13 protein-coding genes are annotated in these 17553 nt (G+C 40.4%); 5 read left to right on the top strand and 8 right to left on the bottom strand.

Annotated features, from left to right (window positions below; all coding sequences use genetic code 11):
• Positions 1 to 443: 443 nt before the first annotated feature.
• The 4 genes from mrcB to pepB all read right to left on the bottom strand — a co-directional run bounded on the left by mrcB (position 444) and on the right by pepB (position 7751).
• Entirely contained in the window at positions 444 to 2756 is a 2313-nt protein-coding gene (gene mrcB, locus JQC92_RS05510) for a penicillin-binding protein 1B (protein WP_204998707.1), read from the bottom strand.
• A complete protein-coding gene (gene hrpB, locus JQC92_RS05505) occupies positions 2757 to 5228 on the bottom strand; it encodes an ATP-dependent helicase HrpB (RefSeq protein ID WP_204998706.1) in 2472 nt (823 codons plus the stop codon). It lies immediately after the preceding gene.
• Positions 5229 to 5445: 217 nt separating this feature from the next.
• On the bottom strand, positions 5446 to 5745 hold the full coding sequence (locus tag JQC92_RS05500) for a hypothetical protein (protein WP_204998705.1): 300 nt from the start codon (positions 5743 to 5745) through the stop codon (positions 5446 to 5448).
• 728 nt (positions 5746 to 6473) lie between these two features.
• Complete coding sequence (gene pepB / locus JQC92_RS05495) at positions 6474 to 7751, bottom strand: aminopeptidase PepB (RefSeq protein WP_204998704.1); 1278 nt, start codon at positions 7749 to 7751, stop codon at positions 6474 to 6476.
• A gap of 102 nt (positions 7752 to 7853) precedes the next feature.
• Here pepB and sfsA point away from each other — a divergent pair, with 102 nt between their 5' ends.
• From sfsA to JQC92_RS05475, 4 genes are all read left to right on the top strand, one after another.
• Positions 7854 to 8558, top strand: coding sequence for a DNA/RNA nuclease SfsA (gene sfsA / locus JQC92_RS05490; RefSeq protein ID WP_204998703.1), 705 nt, complete (start codon positions 7854 to 7856; stop codon positions 8556 to 8558).
• Between the two features lie 300 nt (positions 8559 to 8858).
• On the top strand, positions 8859 to 9302 hold the full coding sequence (gene dksA, locus JQC92_RS05485; RefSeq protein ID WP_129948291.1) for an RNA polymerase-binding protein DksA: 444 nt from the start codon (positions 8859 to 8861) through the stop codon (positions 9300 to 9302).
• Positions 9303 to 9357: 55 nt separating this feature from the next.
• Positions 9358 to 10224 (top strand): tRNA glutamyl-Q(34) synthetase GluQRS, encoded by an 867-nt coding sequence (gene gluQRS, locus JQC92_RS05480; protein WP_204998702.1) that lies wholly within the window; start codon positions 9358 to 9360, stop codon positions 10222 to 10224.
• Between the two features lie 166 nt (positions 10225 to 10390).
• Positions 10391 to 11230 carry a hypothetical protein gene (locus JQC92_RS05475; protein WP_204998701.1) on the top strand — a complete coding sequence of 280 codons (840 nt, stop codon included), beginning with the start codon at positions 10391 to 10393 and terminating at the stop codon, positions 11228 to 11230.
• Here JQC92_RS05475 and JQC92_RS05470 read toward each other — a convergent pair.
• Genes JQC92_RS05470 through JQC92_RS05455 form a run of 4 tightly spaced genes read right to left on the bottom strand, consistent with a single transcriptional unit; the run spans position 11227 to position 14646 of the window.
• On the bottom strand, positions 11227 to 12177 hold the full coding sequence (locus JQC92_RS05470; protein WP_204998700.1) for a D-2-hydroxyacid dehydrogenase: 951 nt from the start codon (positions 12175 to 12177) through the stop codon (positions 11227 to 11229). The genes JQC92_RS05475 and JQC92_RS05470 overlap by 4 nt on opposite strands.
• Entirely contained in the window at positions 12174 to 12959 is a 786-nt protein-coding gene (gene djlA / locus JQC92_RS05465; protein ID WP_129948287.1) for a co-chaperone DjlA, read from the bottom strand. The genes JQC92_RS05470 and djlA overlap by 4 nt, the downstream gene beginning before the upstream one ends.
• A 2-nt stretch (positions 12960 to 12961) precedes the next feature.
• Positions 12962 to 13636, bottom strand: coding sequence for an N-acetylmuramate alpha-1-phosphate uridylyltransferase MurU (gene murU, locus JQC92_RS05460; RefSeq protein ID WP_204998699.1), 675 nt, complete (start codon positions 13634 to 13636; stop codon positions 12962 to 12964).
• Positions 13633 to 14646, bottom strand: coding sequence for an aminoglycoside phosphotransferase family protein (locus tag JQC92_RS05455; protein WP_204998698.1), 1014 nt, complete (start codon positions 14644 to 14646; stop codon positions 13633 to 13635). The genes murU and JQC92_RS05455 overlap by 4 nt, the downstream gene beginning before the upstream one ends.
• Before the next feature lie 510 nt (positions 14647 to 15156).
• Between JQC92_RS05455 and lptD the strand changes: the two genes are divergently transcribed.
• Positions 15157 to 17487 carry an LPS assembly protein LptD gene (gene lptD, locus JQC92_RS05450; RefSeq protein WP_204998697.1) on the top strand — a complete coding sequence of 777 codons (2331 nt, stop codon included), beginning with the start codon at positions 15157 to 15159 and terminating at the stop codon, positions 17485 to 17487.
• Positions 17488 to 17553: the final 66 nt, after the last annotated feature.

The following is a 17553-nucleotide window of genomic DNA, read 5'->3' as shown; positions in this document are numbered from 1 at the left end:
ACTCAACAGCTAGTGCAGGTTGGTTGCATGTATATTCATGCTTAAATCATTATTAAACATTTTTTTAACATTATGTAAACTAATTTTAACGTTAACCCTATCTGTTGTAAGGGTAAAGTTAGATGGAAAAACTTGTAACTTTAGGGAAACTGTGGTGTACCTTAAAAAGATTGATGGAAAGAATGGGTCATGAAAAATGTAAACAAAAATTATGAGAGGTAAAGTGAGAATAGATAAAGATGCTATTGATAGGCTAGCCTCACGAGTAAATTGAGACTAGCCTTGAGGGCGTACCGCTTAAGAGCGATGTACCCTTTTTGTTTCTTTTGTATTACCGAATGCTTATGTAGAACAACTACACATCACATACGTCGCCTTGAACAAACAAAAAAATCGACCTCAGCAAATCGACATCGTTAATTGAGAGCATCCTCAAGATCAGTTTAAAATACTTTTTGCCACCAAGATTTCGGGTTGCCGCAACTCGCTGCGGGCTTATAACTTTCAGTGTTACTGGGTAATGCAATAACATTGCTGCAATCAGCCTGCATTGCCGCACCAGTATCTTTATCAAAATAACCTTGTGTAACACCTCTGACGGGGGCCAGCCTCAAACTAACAGGCGTTCTATTTCTCAGGAAATTACGGTAAATCGCCATAGCGCCACTACTACCATATAACCCTGTTCGGCTATTATCATCACGTCCTACCCAGATGGCTGCGACATTTCTTTCGTCAAAACCGGCAAACCATGAGTCACGATTGTTGTTACTTGTCCCTGTTTTACCTGCAAGGTTCACATTAGGATAGGTCTCACCTAGTTTTGCTGCGGTACCTGATTTAACTACTTGGGTCATCGCATACTTCACAAGGTAATCCGTTGCAGGCGAAAGGGCTTGATAAGACTCAGGCTTATAGGTCTCAATCACCTTATTATCATTATTCAATACATGAGTAACGGCATAGAGTGGTCGGTATCGGCCATTGTCGGCAATAGTGTGGAATACTTGTGCTACCATCAACGGTGAGCCATTCAGTGCGCCGAGAAGCACAGAAGGATAACTAGGTATATGCTCTTTCCACCCTGCGTCGATCAGAGTATCAATGACATTATTCACACCCAATGCCATTCCTAAATTCACCGTTGGTACATTTCGAGACTTTTTAAATGCGGTCAGTAATGGTACTTCACCCAAGAATTTCTTATCTACGTTTTGTGGTGACCACGTTTTTCCTTTGCCATTTTTAAGCGTGATTGGTTTATCAGCCAAAGGCGTAGCTAATGAATAGCGCTTAGGCTTATCTAATGCGGTAGCATAAACAAAAGGTTTCACTAATGAACCTATCGAGCGACGAATATCTACAGCTCGATTGTATCCCTTGTAACTTGGGTTTCTATCTCCAACAACCGCTGCTATCCCACCTGAATATTTATCCGTTACCACCATTCCGACTTGAAGCTTAGGTCGTTTTTTTCCTAACCATTTGAAGGTTGAAGTAACGGCTTTTTCAGCGGCTTTTTGGGCGAGCGGATCTAAAGTCGTATAAACTTTTATTCCCGACTGTTTGAGTAGTTCAGGCCCATATCGGTCAGCGAGTTCTTGTTTTACTAAGTCAAAAAAAGCTGGTAATTTTTGATGAATCGAGCGCTGTTTAGTCCGTAAATCTAATGGCGAATTAACGGCGATTTTATATTGACGTACACTTAGGTCACCAGAGTCCATCAATAGCCTAAGTACAAGATCGCGACGTTCAGTTGCACGTTTAGCATTACGCCATGGGTTGTAGTAAGAAGGGCCTTTGATGACACCAACTAAAAATGCTTGTTGCGGAATCGAAAGCTCTTTTATAGGACGACCAAAATAAAATTGCGATGCCAACCCCATACCGTGAACAGAACGTGCTTTATCTTGCCCCATATAAACTTCATTCAAATAGGCTTCTAAAATTTCAGACTTTGTATAACGGTAATCAATGATTATTGCCATTAGAGCTTCACGAGCCTTTCGGATCAATGATCGCTCACTGCTGAGAAAGAAATTCTTGGCAAGTTGCTGAGTAAGGGTTGATCCACCTTGAACTGTTCTCCCTGCGCTAATATTGACAAATAAGGCACGCAAAATTGCTAGTGGGCTAACACCATAGTGCTCATAGAAGTTTCGATCTTCAGTCTGTAAAAGCCCTTTGACGATTAAAGATGGCATATCATTAGTAGGAACAAAGATTCTGTCTTGACCATCTGTTGCTATGATTCGGTCTAATAAAATTGGCTCAAGATAGAAAATACCCATTTGACGACCGTCTGGGCGCACGACTTTGTTTACACCTTGTTCATCGAAATAAACAACGGCTCGTTGTTCATTTTGACTGCCATCTGGATGTTGAAAAGCGCGTCGCCAAATATCAACCTTAGTACTTGAAGCCGAAAACTCCCCCACTTGTTTAGGGTGAGTTACTTTACGGTAGCCTAGGAGTTTTAATTCAGAAATTAATTGTGGATGATTGACCGCAGCACCAGGATACAAGGCCAATGAACGTCCGTAAATTTGTGCAGGTAAATGCCATTTCTGCCCTTCAAATTTACGAGCAATCGTCTGGTCTAAATAAATGGCATAGCACGAGATTGCTACGATCCCAATAAGAGCGACTTTCCAAGTAATGGACCATAAACGTTTTAAAAAGCTCGGAGAAGTTGATTTCTTTTTTGTGGGCTTTTTCTTTGTTGTATTGCTTTTTGTAGCCTTTCTGGGCGCCATTTAGAGTCCTGCTTTTTTCTTTGTAAATTTTGTAGCTTCAGTATTGAGCGGGTTGTCCGGCCACAAATGCTTTGGGTAACGACCACGCATTTCTTTCTTTAATTCATGATAAGGACCACTCCAAAAACTGGCAAGATCGGCTGTTGTTGCAATAGGGCGTCTTGCTGGTGAGAGTAATTCCATTGTCACATCAATATTATTGTGCGCCAATTTAGGGCTCTGCGTCATCCCTAGCGCTTCTTGTAATCGAACACTGATTAAGGCACGACCATCTTCAGTGTAACGGATAGGAGCTTTGGTTCCTGTTGTCATTAACCACTTGTCAGGTAATTCGGAATCGATCCATTGTTGTTGTTCCCATGACAAGTTACTTCTGAGGATATCAGAAATATTGAGCTGTCGAAGCTGTTTTAGGCTCTTTATACCAACGAGGTAGGGTGAAAGCCAAGTATTAATGTTCTCTAATAAAGCACGGTGAGTAAAGTCAGGCCAATCATATTGAGTGTTATATTTTTTAGCTAAGGCGACCTTGAGTTGTATTTGTTGAGCGTTGTGGTTCCAATCTAAAATATTAAGTCCCTGTTTAGAAACTTGTTCTAATAAAGCTTTAATGACAAGAACGGTGTCTGGCTGGGCTATTGTTCTTCGAGAGAGCACAATAGAACCCAGTCGCCTTTGCTGCTCTGCTTTAAATCTTTCATTCTTACTATCCCAGTCTGCAATGGCATGTGTTGAGGCTAAGAAAGCGAGCTGTTCTTCGAATAGTCGTGGGTCTAACTGTGATGCTAAAAAAACTTGAGCGTTATTTGAATACTGGCTTTCTTGTAAGTCTGCGATGACGATATATTCACAAGCGTTGAGAGGGTCTTCAAGAGGTAATTCTACTCCTGTACCGTTTGCTAACAAGTAACTGCCACTTGAACGCTTTTGTGCAATTCGGTCAGGAAAAGCAAGTACGAGCAATAGGCCAATATCTTGCCAATGTGCTTTTTTTGTCACTTTCGATAAATCAACCGAACAGTGAGTTAACTTTGCAAAACGCTCGGCTTGTTGTTTACAAGGCCTTTGTAATGCTACAGCTAAATAGTTTTGAATATCACAACCTTTTCTTGGAAGGTTATGGCTTTCTACAATAGCGGCAAGACAAGATGCTAAAGCAAGATTTTCTGGAGACAGCTGTTTTTGCGCTTTAAGCAACATATGTGCGATTCGAGGTGTTGCACCTATCTGATAAGCCTGAGCCCCAAGCGGCGTTAACTTACGGTTTTCATCTATGTATTCAAGTTGTTTTAGTAACGTCCAAGCGGTTTGCTCATTAGCTTTAGGTGCAGCGGTGAGAAGTGGTAATTCGTTTATCGACTTTGCTCCCCACACGGCACTATTTAATGCAAAGTCCACAAGCTCTGCATGAGTGATTTCTGGGTCATCGAATTTATCTCTGCGCTCATGGTCTTCTTTTCGCCAAATGCGAATACAGTGACCTGAAGCCTGACGTCCTGCGCGACCAGCTCGTTGTGTGGCAGATGCTTGGCTAATATTTTGAGTCGTTAAACGAGTAATGCCCGTTTTGGGGTTGTAACTTGCGTTTTTCTTGAGTCCAGAATCAACGACAATTCGAACACCATCAATGGTTAAACTGGACTCTGCGATGTTGGTTGCTAAGATGATTTTTCGTTTATCTGATATTGGTTTGAGTGCTTTGTCTTGTTCAACAATCGAGAGGCTGCCGTATAAAGGCGTGCAAATACAGTTTGTAGGAAGATAGCTTGCAAGTTCATTCTGCAGCCTAAGAATTTCCGCTTTCCCAGGAAGAAAAGCAAGGATATCACCTTCAAGATTATCATCATTTATAGTATCTGAGATGCAATTTCGCATGGTCGAAAGATACTGCTTACTATCTTTTGCAGCATGGTATTGGATGGAAACAGGATAAGCCCGGCCTTCACTGAGTAATTCAACCGCTTCAGGCAAAATATTGGATACAGAAGCCTTATCTAAGGTGGCAGACATCAAGATAAGGTTAAGATCTTCTCTAAACCCCAGTTGAGTTTCTAATGCGAGTGCCAAACCTAAATCTGTAGTTAAATGTCTTTCGTGAACTTCATCGAAAATTATGGTGCCAATGCCAGATAGCTCTGGGTCGGCTTGAATCATACGGGTGAGGATGCCTTCCGTTACGATTTCGAGTCGAGTATTTTCGCTTACTCTGCTTTCACCACGTACGCGATAACCAACTTCACCTCCAATTTTAGTATTTCGCTGTGCAGCAACGAACTGAGCAATTGAACGAGTAGCGATTCTTCTTGGTTCAAGCATTAGAATTTTGCCTTCTAATTCAGGCCAGTTAAGCATTTCTGCTGGGAGTGCTGTTGATTTGCCAGATCCAGTTGGAGCTTGAATTAAAATTTGAGAGTGCAACCTTAAGAGTTGGCGCAAATCAGGGAATAGCTCAGTAATAGGTAGGTTTTGCAATGTTGGTAATTATGTTAGTAATCTGCAGGGTTAAGTCTACCATAGGTCAATGAAAACGGAATAAAGCATTCGGTAGCAGCTACACTTCACATTCGTCGCCTTGAATATACAAATAAAGTTACAACAGTAACCCTAAAACCTAGTTCAATTTCCCAACGCTGAGTATAAATATCTGCTAGTTCATCGTACAGGAATCGCATCACATCAATCATTGAACTCAATACTCGATAGCTCTTTCCGCCAATGTTATAGGTCGATAACATTCTCTAAGTTGCTCTGGCAAACCCTCAAATTTCTTTCTAGCTTGAGGGCTTGTAGTTAAAATAACAATTTCATCGTTTCGACTCTTCGATCTTTCTACTTGATATTGCAAATCCTTTCGGGCTGGTAACATCCAGTGAGTATTACGTCCTTGATTTTGCCATAAATGTAATAATCCTAATGAATAATACCCTTGGTCGAACAAGATTAAAGAGTCATCTGGCACTGAAGGTAAAAGCTGTTGAGCTAGACTCATCTCTCCGATTTTCTTGCATCAAAGTGACTGTCTAAAAATAGGTTGCTTGATACTTCCATTAAGCTACACATTCTTATTTGTGGGTAGCTGCTCTCACCATGCTGATTTCGGTCACTACCGAACTCATTTCAGTTCTCCTCGTTATCTTGAGTACGAAAGATAATACCGTCTACAGCCAGTACATTTAGCCGGCACCATTGCTCAAAGGCCTGTGAAGAAAATGTATTTTTGGTGAGTTGTTGAAAGGTGTATTGAACAGCTTTATAACCCAACCTCTGCCGACCTTGTACTAAGGCACTGGGAGCGACCAATTTATTTTTCCCTGGTAGGGAAATATCTAGTGGCTATAATTTTCTCATATGATAAATGCTCTATATTTATAACTCTAACTTTTAAAGAGAGCACTGATAGAACAGAAATTACATCTATGATATTCGAAATAGTTTAAGTGCGAAGCTGTTATCGTTATGCAGTCTTAGAATTCTCAATGTCTTTTGGTAATGAGGGAATTTGAGCGTTACGGATGTAATTGAAATAGAGGTTACTGTCATGCTTATTTTTGAAAGCGGTGAACCAAGGCTTTTTTTACTCATACATTGGTCGTATCGATTGATGTTCAAGTGATATTTTGATCGGGCTATGCCAATCAAAAAAACTGACAAGCAAGGCAATTAATTCTATATTGATTCAGCGTTAATCAAGAAATAACGCTGAATCAAAGCTAAGGGTTATTTGATTAATTCTGCTATGGTCAAAACACCGTGAGCAGTGCCGCCGGCAGCCCATAACGGTGTATTGTTATCGGCAAATGCAGATGCCAAATCAAAATGAAGCCAGTTGGCATCATTACGAACGAAGCGCCACAGGAACGCAGCAGCATTTGAAGCACCGCCAGCACCGCCGCCTTTCATCGCTCGACTGTTTGCAGTATCAGCGTAAGGGGAAGGACACATATCTTTATGCCATTCTTCTAATGGCAAAGGCCAAACATGCTCAGCTACGTCGGCAGACTTCTGTTTAGCCAACTCAATCATCTCATCTTGTGGTGAGAAAATCGCATTATAATTGGTGCCTACTGCCATATAAGCTGCGCCAGTTAGCGTTGCAGCATTGATGATAAGTGGTGCGCCAGTTTCAGATGCCGCTTGTAAGCCGTCCGCTAACACTAAACGACCTTCTGCGTCGGTATTTACGATTTCAACGGTTGTACCATTTTTATAAGTTAATACGTCACCGAGTTTGTATGCATGACCACTGATAAGGTTTTCTGCACAACACAAGAATAACTTTATGCGCTTTTGCACCTTCATTTGTATTGCAAGCCCTAGCGCTGCAGTAACCGTTGCGGCGCCGCCCATGTCAGCTTTCATGCCAAGCATACCTTCAGAGCTTTTGATGCTGTAGCCGCCAGAATCAAACGTGATGCCTTTACCTACAAGTGCTACTTCTACACGAGCATTTGTATCGCCAGTAGGGTTATAGTCGACTTCGAGTAATGCTGGTGGGCGTTCACTGCCACGACCCACAGCATGGATTCCGATCCATTTATGTTCAAGTAAGTTTTCACCTTTGATGGTGTTCAGCGATACGCTACTACCACCCAAGTGTTTCAACCAATCACCTGCTTGTTCAGCTAAAGCGACAGGAGAAAGGTCTTCTGGTGTCGCATTAACGAGTTCTTTTGCAAATGTTGCTGAGATGCGTCTTTGCTCTAGTAGTTCTTGGACAGCACTCTCACCAGTCCATTCAACCTGATAGCCAGCCTTTGCAGTAGCAAAGCCTTGAAAGAACGCCCATTGTGCGTCTACATCCCAGTTAGCACCTTTTAGAGCAACACGCTCTAAACCTTGGCTACGTAACTTTCTCGCTCCAGCTTGAACTTGACGAAGTTTATCTTTCTTAGTTAAGTGAATCGTCGCCGAGTGTTGTTCAAATGACAGGTTTGCTTTGCCCCAATGGGCGGCAGGTGTGTCATGGCTAAGCAATACATTCATAATTTGTGTCATGAGTGGGGCTCTCAGAAGCTAAAATAGGCTCAGGAGTTTAACTGATTCTTTACCATAAGAGAATTTGTGTTAAGGTCTGGCAAAAATTTTGGATATTGATGAATGGAATTTAGTCCTAAATTACAAAGTGGAAAACTACTTAAACGATATAAGCGGTTCTTGACGGATATTGAATTAGCTGACGGAGAGGTTGTTACTATCCATTGTCCGAATACTGGCTCAATGAAAAATTGTCAATTCCCTGAGCATAAAGTTTGGTTTTCTACCTCTGATAATCCAAAACGTAAATACAGCCGTACTTGGGAGTTGATGGAAACACCTGAGGGGCACCTTATTGGGGTTAATACTGGTAAAGCAAACCATTTAGCCGTAGAGGCAATTGAAGCTGGTGTAATAAAAGAGTTGGCTAACTACTCTAAGATGCGAAAGGAAGTGAAATACGGCAGTGAAAATAGTCGTATTGATATTTTACTGAGTGCAGCAGACAAACCTGACTGCTTTATAGAAGTTAAAAGTTGCACTCTACTCGAAGATGGCAAAGGGTACTTTCCTGATGCTGTTACCACGAGAGGGCAAAAGCACTTACGTGAACTTGCAGAAGTAGCTCTGTCAGGTAACAGGGCCGTTTTACTTTTCATTGTTCAACATTCAGGCATTAGGCAGGTGAGTCCTGCAACTCACATCGATCCTAAGTACAGTGAGTTGCTTAAGGAGGCGATAGAAAAAGGGGTAGAGGTTCTTGCTTACGGCGCAGAGATTTCACCTCAAATGATTACGATTAAAAATAAGTGTACGGTGGTTTTATAAACACTCGGTTTGTAGATGTTTATAAAAGTTTGATGTACCTCAGAGATGAGGTCTATACTTTGTGGTTATGCTAACCCATCTCGAAGGCCAATTTGATTAGTCCTTGATAAAATGGACTGAAATATAAAGTCTTTTAAAGACTGGCGTAAGTTAAAACTATAAAAATGAATGTTTTCTAAGCAAATTTATTAAATCATGAGCTCAAATGCTTAAATAATTTGCCTAGGTATAAAAGTTCTGGTATAGATAGCGGCCGTTCTTAAAAACGCCCTAAACGCAATAGATGACAGGAGATGCGTTATGCCTGAAGGCAATAAAAAACTTGGCGTACTCGCGATAGCTGGTGTAGATCCATACCAGGAAAAGCCGGGTGAGGAGTACATGAACGCTGATCAACTGGGTCACTTCAAGATGATTCTTGAAGCATGGCGTAACCAGTTACGTGAAGAGGTCGACAGAACTCTGAACCATATGCAAGATGAGGCGGCTAATTTCCCGGATCCAGTAGATCGCGCTGCGCAAGAAGAAGAATTCAGCCTTGAGTTACGAGCTCGAGATCGTGAGCGTAAGCTGATCAAGAAAATTGAAAAAACCCTTCAAAAAATTGAAGAAGATGATTTCGGTTTCTGTGACTCTTGTGGTATCGAAATTGGTATCCGACGCTTAGAAGCTCGCCCTACAGCTGATCAATGTATTGACTGCAAGACTCTTGCTGAAATCAAAGAAAAGCAAATGGCTGGATAATCAGTTTTCGACATAACGAATGGGAGTTTCTCCCGTTCGTTAGTTAACACTTACCATGTCAAAACCTTATATTGGTCGTTTTGCACCATCCCCTTCCGGTTTACTTCATTTCGGTTCTCTGATTGCTGCCCTTGGCAGTTATTTGCGTGCGCGCTCTCAAAATGGAAAGTGGCTCATTCGTGTTGAAGATATCGATCCTCCAAGAGAGGTTGTAGGCGCTTCTGATGATATTCTTAGAGCGTTAGAAGCTTATGGCCTGACTTGGGATGACGAAGTACTTTACCAAAGCACTAGAACCGAAGCATATCTGGCACAAATCGAGCAACTGCTTCTAAAAGAGAAAGCTTATTACTGTAGATGTACTCGTAAAATGGTTCGGGAGATGGGCGGCAGTTACGATAGACGTTGTTTTCACTTATCTGAAAAGCTTAATGAAGGTGCAATTCGGGTTCTTAATGATTCGCCTGTTTATCAGTTTGAAGATAAATTAAAAGGTTTGGTAAATGTTCCCCTCATATTTGCTGAAGAAGACTTCATCATTAAGCGTAGCGATGGTTTGTTTGCCTACCAGCTAGCTGTTGTACTTGATGACCATTACCAAGGGATAACCGAAGTAGTGCGTGGTAATGATTTGCTTGATGCAACTTGTCGTCAAATCAGCTTATTTAAAATTTTAGGTAAAGATGAGCCTGATTGGTTGCACTTGCCCCTTGCGAGTGAGAAAGTCGGGTTTAAACTGTCTAAACAAAATCACGCATTGCCAATTGATATCAACAATCCTCAAAAGACATTTCAAGCCGCTTTGTTGTTTCTAGGACAACCTGAAGTTGAGTTAAATTCTGATATTTCTCAAATGGTGGCACAAGCTGTCTTGCAGTTTGAACTAGAGTCTGTTCCTTCAGCTCACGAAGTTTTGATCTAACTTAATTCAGCTTCCCATCAATTTTTATTTAAAAATATTCTTATATAAAGCGAGTTATAACTTTCACTAGCTGATTTCCGTTAGATTAAGAATGTTTAAGGCAACTTTTTTATCGCTTAAATAGTCGTATAATTAGAGCGAAAGCTAAAGTCGATAGGAGGGAAGTATGCCAGTTGGAAACTTTGATGCCCTAGGCGTCAGTTCATTCAGTAGACACTTGATGAAGTTTGATGACTCTGCTGTAAAAAATGAATCAGAAAATATTGAAATTGATAAACTCGAGTCACACTATAAAGGTCTCCGGGGATTTATTGTTAAGCTATGTGACGTTATCTTTAATGACGGAAAGAATAGAGATGAAGATAGAAAGGCAGTTTTAAAATTAACCGTTCCTTCTATGCAAGTGTGCAATTCAGAAGCAGATGTAATAGATAGGCTTCAGGCTTATAAACACATTAAAGATAGAATGCCTGCTAAATATGAAGATAGTGTGGCGTTGAGAATTATACCTTCAGACGGCGCTGTTCGAGTGTGCTTAGAAATTAAGAATGAATCTCCGTTACGTAGGGAGTTAAATAAATATAGTAAGATAAGCGATGAGTTTCAAATTGTTAATTCTTCTGAGGAACTAAGCGAAAATGATGTTTTTAAGGTAAAGCTTGATAAGTATCCATATGAAAAGTGGGGCGTTCGAAGACAACGATATATAGAAAAAATTGTTAAATTAGCTGACCTAAAGCTCAGTAGTGTAGAAGAAAGAAAGGCGTTTGGAACCCAAGATGAATTAAAAGAAAGTTACCCTGTAGATTGGTATTTAACCCATCTGCAAAATGAAACAGTCAAGGCTGCAATAGCTGATTTCGTTGAAGTGCATGATGTTAAAAGCTCTCAAGAGATAGATACTTTTTGTGAAACACTGATAAGCGAAGCTAAACAAATAGTTAAGGAAGAAAGAGAAGCAGCAGAGTGGGTTAGATCTGCCTCACGCAACTATATACGTGCCTAATTGACACAGTTAATAGTGTTTCCATTCAAAAACTCAGAGATGTTCTTAATCGTAATCTCTAATAATCTCCTTCTAGCCTCAACCGTCGACCAAGCCGTATGCGGAGTGATTGTGATGTTTTTCGCTGTAAGCAATGGATTATCTTTTGCTGGTGGTTCCGTCGATAACACATCTACACCAGCATGTAGAAGATTAGCATTTAAGCTATCAGCTAAGGCTTGTTCATCAACTAATCCACCACGACCACAGTTAATTAGTAAAGCACCTCGCTTCATTAATTTAATGCTTTGCTCATTGATAAGCTTGTCTGTCGCTAGTGTAAGAGGACAATGAAGGCTAATCATATCAGACGCCTTAAATAAATCTTCTTGGCTGCACCACTCATAACCCTCAGAAAGTGATTCTGGCTGAGTGCGAGAATGAATTAATACTCTCATGTCGAAAGCCCGAGCAATATTGGCAACTTGCTTGCCCGTTTCACCAAAGCCAATAATCCCCATTCTCTTATTTTTTAAAGAAAACAGATTTGAAGCTCTAAAAGTGAAGTCCTCACAGCTGTCCCAGTTACCACGCTTTACCAAGTCATCATGTAAACTCACTTGCTGAGTGTGATTCAGAATATGAGCAAAGACCATTTGGGCTACTGACTCTGTGCTGTATGCCGGGATATTACACACGGTAATACCATGCTTTGTTGCTGCATCGAGATCTATGATATTCGTACCTGTTGCCAACACACCAATAAATTTTAAGCTCGGAAGGCTAGCAATAGTTTCTGCATCTAAATGGACCTTATTGGTCAACACCATTTCCGCATCTTTTGCTCTGTCAATGATTTGTGATTCAGATGTACGGTCATAGGTGAACACTTCGCCTAACTGTTTTAATGCTGAGTCATCTAAATCACCAGGATTTAGGGTGAAATAATCGAGAATAACTATTTTCATTTAAAGCCCCTTTGTATCTTTAAACTGTCATAAGCAGCTTGAATATCTTGCGCTTTTTTCTTTGCCAGTTCCATCATTTCTTCTGGTAAGCCCTTTGCCACTAATTTATCAGGGTGATGCTCATTCATTAACTTGCGATATGCACGTTTAATATCTTGATCACTCGCTGACTGTTCGAGTCCCAGCACTTGGTAAGCATCGTTGATGTTGGTTCTTTGAGGTCCGCCTCGAGCTGAAGATTGTTGAAAACGAAACTCTGCTTGCCAGCGTTTAAGTAATACTTCTAATTGCGAGGCTGAGAAGCCAAGTTGTTGCGCAATAATGGTGAGAATTTGTTTTTCTTTCGGGTGAAGCTCTGCATCTGCCAGAGCCGTTTGGATTTGGATTTCCAGGAACATTTGTAAGATTTCCTGACGTCTTCCTGCGATGGCTTTGAATTCTCTTAGGCATGTGGTCAAATCGAAATCAGCTTGTTTACCTTGACGGAATGCATTTTGGGCGTCGGTTCTCACACTCCCTTGCAGGCGCATTTGATCCATCATCATACTGGCGATTTTTATGTCAGTCTCGGTTACTCTACCTGATGCTTTGGCCACATGCCCCATAACTGCAAATGTGCTATTAAAGAATTGGCTTTGTTTTTTACTGGCATTGCGAATAATTTGTATGGTGCTACCACGCTTGTCATAAAGGTGACCTAGCCAAGCACCGAGTAAAGCACCAAAAATACGGCCAAACATAAAGCCGATAATAGCGCCAAAAACTTTACCCCAGATTTTCATATTTATCGACCTTGTTCGAATCTTTGGTTTACTTCTTCTAGTCGTTGTGGTGTTCCCACATCGTTCCAATAGCCATTGAGTTTTTCACCGAATAATTGCTTTTTCTGAATGGCTTGATTAAATAGTAACGGTGTTGCAAATGCACCGTTAGGGCAGTCTTTAAATAGTTCTTTTCGATAAATTCCGATGCCTGAAAAGGTGAGTTTCTGGTTTTTGCTATCAGTGATTTGATTCACTTTTAGAGCATAATCTCCAGCATGATTATGTTTAGGGTTTTCAACTAACCATAAACAAGCGAGAGCGTTTTTAGGCATAACAAAGTCATTAATTGATGCTGGTAATTCATCGATAAAGATATCACCGTTTATCACTAAAAAAGGGTCATCACCGAGTAATGGGAGCGCTTTTTTTATGCCTCCCCCCGTCTCGAGCGCTTCACTTTCATGACTATATGAAATCTTTAATCCCCACTTTTCACCATCGCCTAAAGCTTGAGTGATTTTTTCACCAAGCCAAGCTGTGTTGATGATAACTTCTTTAACACCAGCTTTAGCGAGCTTTTCTAAGTGGTAGCAAATAAGTGGTTTATTATTGATTTTTATCAATGGCTTGGGAGTGCTGTCGGTGAATGGTTTTAAACGCTTTCCCCTGCCAGCAGCGAGAATCATCGCTTTCATTGGCAATTTCCTTTTGATACTTGCTGAAATAAAGGGATTATTTTACTTTTCATCCAAAGATCAAATTCCGCTAATTCTGGGTACTTTGATGTCACTTCTATTATGTAGTTCAAGGTTTGTGGAATATCTTTTAGGTATCCAGCTTTATTATCACGATAAAACAAACGACTAAAGATACCAGCAACTTTGATATGACGTTGTAAACCTGTTAAATCAAACCAACGTTGATATTGCGTAAATGAAACTGACTTACTTAATAGCCCTGCTTCAATAGATTGCTCAAAATGTTGCTGTTGTAACATCTCAAAATACATTTTTGGGCATACAACATAGCAGTCACGGAGCAGTGATACTGCATCGTAAGTAAATGGACCTATAACACTATCTTGATAATCAATTAAATAAAGCTTCTGATTTTTAACCATTATATTACGGCTATGGAAATCACGATGCATTGTGCATTGAGGTTGTTCTCGCAAAGCTGAACTTAGAACGTTGTAAACGTGGTGCAGCAGTTCAATCTCCTCATTGTCGAGTTTAAGTTGCAGATGATGTCCAATAAACCACTCATCGAATATGCTCAGTTCAGTTTTGATGAACTTTTCGTCGAATATGGGAAGTTTATGAGTTGGAGTCGACTCAACTCGAGCGACGCTATTTAGCAACGTTAGTGATTCAGAGTAGTAACTTTTTATCGAAGCATCAGAGAGCACAGAACCCAGTTGAGTGTCCCCCAAATCAGAGAGTAACATAAACCCTTGAGCGCTTTCCTGAGCAATAACTTGAGGAACTGCTAGATGCTGAGCATCATAACTTTTAGTGAGCTCGATGAAAGGAATAATAGCAACCAGTTCGATAGGAGAATCAACAGCAATAAACGTGTGGCTACCATGAAATACTCGAAAATAGCGACGAAAACTGGCATCACCAGAAATCAGTTCTACCTTAAAAGAGCCAATGAGCTCGGTTTTAAGCCACGCCGTTAATGTTTCAAATCTAAAATCAGACAAAAAAACCTCATATCACTTTGTTATTTTATACCCATGATACCTGAAGATGCTCGATTTCAGCGAGAATGCACAACTTGTTAATCAAGGCGACAGTGTGCGGCAATAGTGAGCTATTGTTAGCACTGGCAACGAAGAGTAACAAGCTGTGCAACTCGCACTGCGTGGACTTCTCAGCGCCAATTCTTCTTTGTTACATTAGCTCGAAAGAATCCCGATATTCCTTCGCTAATGCGCCTCAAAGAATTGGCGCTGAAAAAGTCCTGAAACATGCATCTTCAAGTATCATGGGTATAATAATGGAAACAGTCTAGCGAACAAAATCAAAGATAGTTGAGGTTGAAATGTCAAATTTAATACCAAAATCTGTGGCTTTGTTTACAACAAAAACTGATTATAAATGTTCTCTGAAAATTGCATCTCAGCTGATTACAGGTATATTATAGCGACTAATTTTTTAGAAACAGCTAATAAATCAATTTGCTGGCTCAGAGTGATAAAATTATTAACCGAATGAAGCTTCGCTACGCTATAGCCCTTAGTTTTGCACCACAATTGGTGCTGGCTCAACAACCAAAGACGATTGACCCTGATACTGGTGTGATTGATAACAAGCCAATCGCAATTAGTTCCCAGTGCGTAATTATACCGCCTGTAGCACCGCAGTATATTAGTGATCGTGATCAGGTCGTAGAAGATAATCATATTCGCATCGAATCTGATCACTCAGAAGCTCAAGTCGGTAAAAAAGCGCACTTCTCGGGTGGCGTTACTTTTAACCAGGGTGACCGACACATCTATGCTGACGAAGCTACTGTAAATGATGAAACACAGCAATTGTCTGCGAAAGGCAATTTAACGTTTGAAGATCCGCAAATCACCATTGTTGCTGATTCGTTAGATGCTGAGATAAAAAATAACAGTGCTTCGATGAAAGGCACGAAATATTGGTTGAAAGGTCAGCAAGTTCATGGTGCAGCAAAAGGTTTAGAAATTACGCCGGATAATGACTTAATTTTATCTGAAAGTAGTTTTACAACTTGCCCAGAAGGGCATGAGTCGTGGAAGCTTGAAGCTGACGAGATTAAAATCGATAGCTCAGAAGAATGGGGTGCGATTTATAATGCCCGTTTAAAGATTGGTGGCGTTCCAGTTTTATACGTACCTTATATGACGGTGCCAGTATCTTATAAACGTAAATCGGGGCTGTTATTTCCGAAATTCAGCACCAGCACGGTTAATGGTGTTGAAGTTGCGCTTCCTATTTATTGGAATATTTCACCAAACTATGATTTAACCTATACCCCAGACTATATGTCAAATCGTGGTCTATTTAATAAGGTTGAGTTTCGTTATTTAACTAACAATCAACAAAATGGTCAGTTAAATTTCGAGTATTTACCCACGGATGATGAAATCTCTGGCAGCCCAAATCGATACCTTTATCATTGGAACCATCAAGGAAAGTTAAACGAAAACTGGCGAGTGCTTGCTAACTTTACTGATGTTTCTGATAACAACTACTTCACCGATTTAGATTCTGATATTAGGCAGGATAATGATAATCAACTGTTAAGAGTTGGTGAGCTCAATTATTTGAGCCATGATTGGGACTTTGGTCTCAAAGTTCAGGACATCAAAGTGCTTGGTTTAGCTGACAAGCCATTTCAAGTGATGCCGCAGCTTACGGCCACGTATCGTTTACCTGAACTATACGATAACATCGACTTCAGTATGTATTCAGAGGTCACTAATTTTGCTCATCAAGATGATGACCATAATACGGCGACTCGTTTACATTTAGAGCCAACATTAACTTTGCCTTTCTACGGTCCAGCAGGTTCAGCATCAGCTGAATTTAAGTTATACCAAACAAACTACTGGCAGGAAGAAGGTGCGATTGACTCTCAGCTTAAAGATACAGTTAGCCGAACCATTCCATCTGTACGTTTAAATGCTAAGGTGAATTTTGATAGAAGGTTATCATTGTTCTCAGAACAGTATCGTCAGACATTAGAGCCGCAAGTTCAATACTTGTATGTTGGTTATGAAGATCAGTCTGATATTGGACTTTATGATACGGCACTGTTACAAGAAGATTATTATGGGCTCTTCCGTGATCGCCGCTTTTCTGGTTTAGATCGTATTTCTGACGCTAACCAAGTGACTTTGGGTTTGACAACAAGATTGTTTGATTCTCATAACCGTGAAAAATTAAAGTTCAGTTTTGGACAGATTTTTTATCTAGAAGACAGCCGAGTAAACTTACTTGATAGAGCGATTGAAAACCAGCCTTCATCTTCGGTATTGGCCACAGAGTTAGATGCCCATATTTATAATGATTGGTATTTTAGCTCTGCAGTACAGTATGATACTCAGCTTAGCAAAACAAAGAAAAACGAAGTATCTTTGGACTTCCGCCCTGAAGCGAACAAATTGTTCCAGTTGAGCTATCGATACGTACCTGATCTTGTCAACGCCAATAACAATAATCAGGTTGATATTTCTCAAGCTGGTGTGAGAGCAGCGTGGCCACTTAAAGACAATTTATACTTTGTCGGCAATTGGTATTATGACCTGAATAAAAACAGAAGCATCGAATCTTATACAGGCTTTCAGTATGAATCTTGTTGCTGGGCAGTACGTTTAAGTTATCATTATCGAATTAAAACCAATTATGATGATAATATTGCGAGCAATCCTATTGAACGTGAACAGTTTGAAAGTGGCGTATATTTGAACTTCCTCATTAAAGGACTTGGTGGCTCTGGTAAGTTAGGCGTTTCAGATATGCTCAATGAAGGGATCTTTAACTATCGTAAGCCGCTTTATTTAAGAAATTAATAATTTAATCGAACTGCTGAACCTCTTTAAGAGTTCAGAGTCAAATGGAATTCTAGTCATACCTAT

The sequence above is a fragment of the Parashewanella hymeniacidonis genome, from assembly GCF_016900895.1.
Taxonomy (GTDB): domain Bacteria; phylum Pseudomonadota; class Gammaproteobacteria; order Enterobacterales; family Shewanellaceae; genus Parashewanella; species Parashewanella hymeniacidonis.
The sequence above is the reverse complement of the archived record's forward strand: the minus strand, read 5'-3'. Positions and strand labels throughout refer to the sequence as shown.

Bases quoted from the DNA above. Each gene is read 5' to 3' on its own strand.
- mrcB (WP_204998707.1), bottom strand. From the start codon at position 2,756: ATGGCGCCCAGAAAGGCTACAAAAAGCAATACAACAAAGAAAAAGCCC.
- JQC92_RS05500 (WP_204998705.1), bottom strand. From the start codon at position 5,745: ATGAGTCTAGCTCAACAGCTTTTACCTTCAGTGCCAGATGACTCTTTA.
- pepB (WP_204998704.1), bottom strand. From the start codon at position 7,751: ATGACACAAATTATGAATGTATTGCTTAGCCATGACACACCTGCCGCC.
- sfsA (WP_204998703.1), top strand. From the start codon at position 7,854: ATGGAATTTAGTCCTAAATTACAAAGTGGAAAACTACTTAAACGATAT.
- dksA (WP_129948291.1), top strand. From the start codon at position 8,859: ATGCCTGAAGGCAATAAAAAACTTGGCGTACTCGCGATAGCTGGTGTA.
- gluQRS (WP_204998702.1), top strand. From the start codon at position 9,358: ATGTCAAAACCTTATATTGGTCGTTTTGCACCATCCCCTTCCGGTTTA.
- JQC92_RS05475 (WP_204998701.1), top strand. From the start codon at position 10,391: ATGCCAGTTGGAAACTTTGATGCCCTAGGCGTCAGTTCATTCAGTAGA.
- JQC92_RS05470 (WP_204998700.1), bottom strand. From the start codon at position 12,177: ATGAAAATAGTTATTCTCGATTATTTCACCCTAAATCCTGGTGATTTA.
- djlA (WP_129948287.1), bottom strand. From the start codon at position 12,959: ATGAAAATCTGGGGTAAAGTTTTTGGCGCTATTATCGGCTTTATGTTT.
- murU (WP_204998699.1), bottom strand. From the start codon at position 13,636: ATGAAAGCGATGATTCTCGCTGCTGGCAGGGGAAAGCGTTTAAAACCA.
- lptD (WP_204998697.1), top strand. From the start codon at position 15,157: ATGAAGCTTCGCTACGCTATAGCCCTTAGTTTTGCACCACAATTGGTG.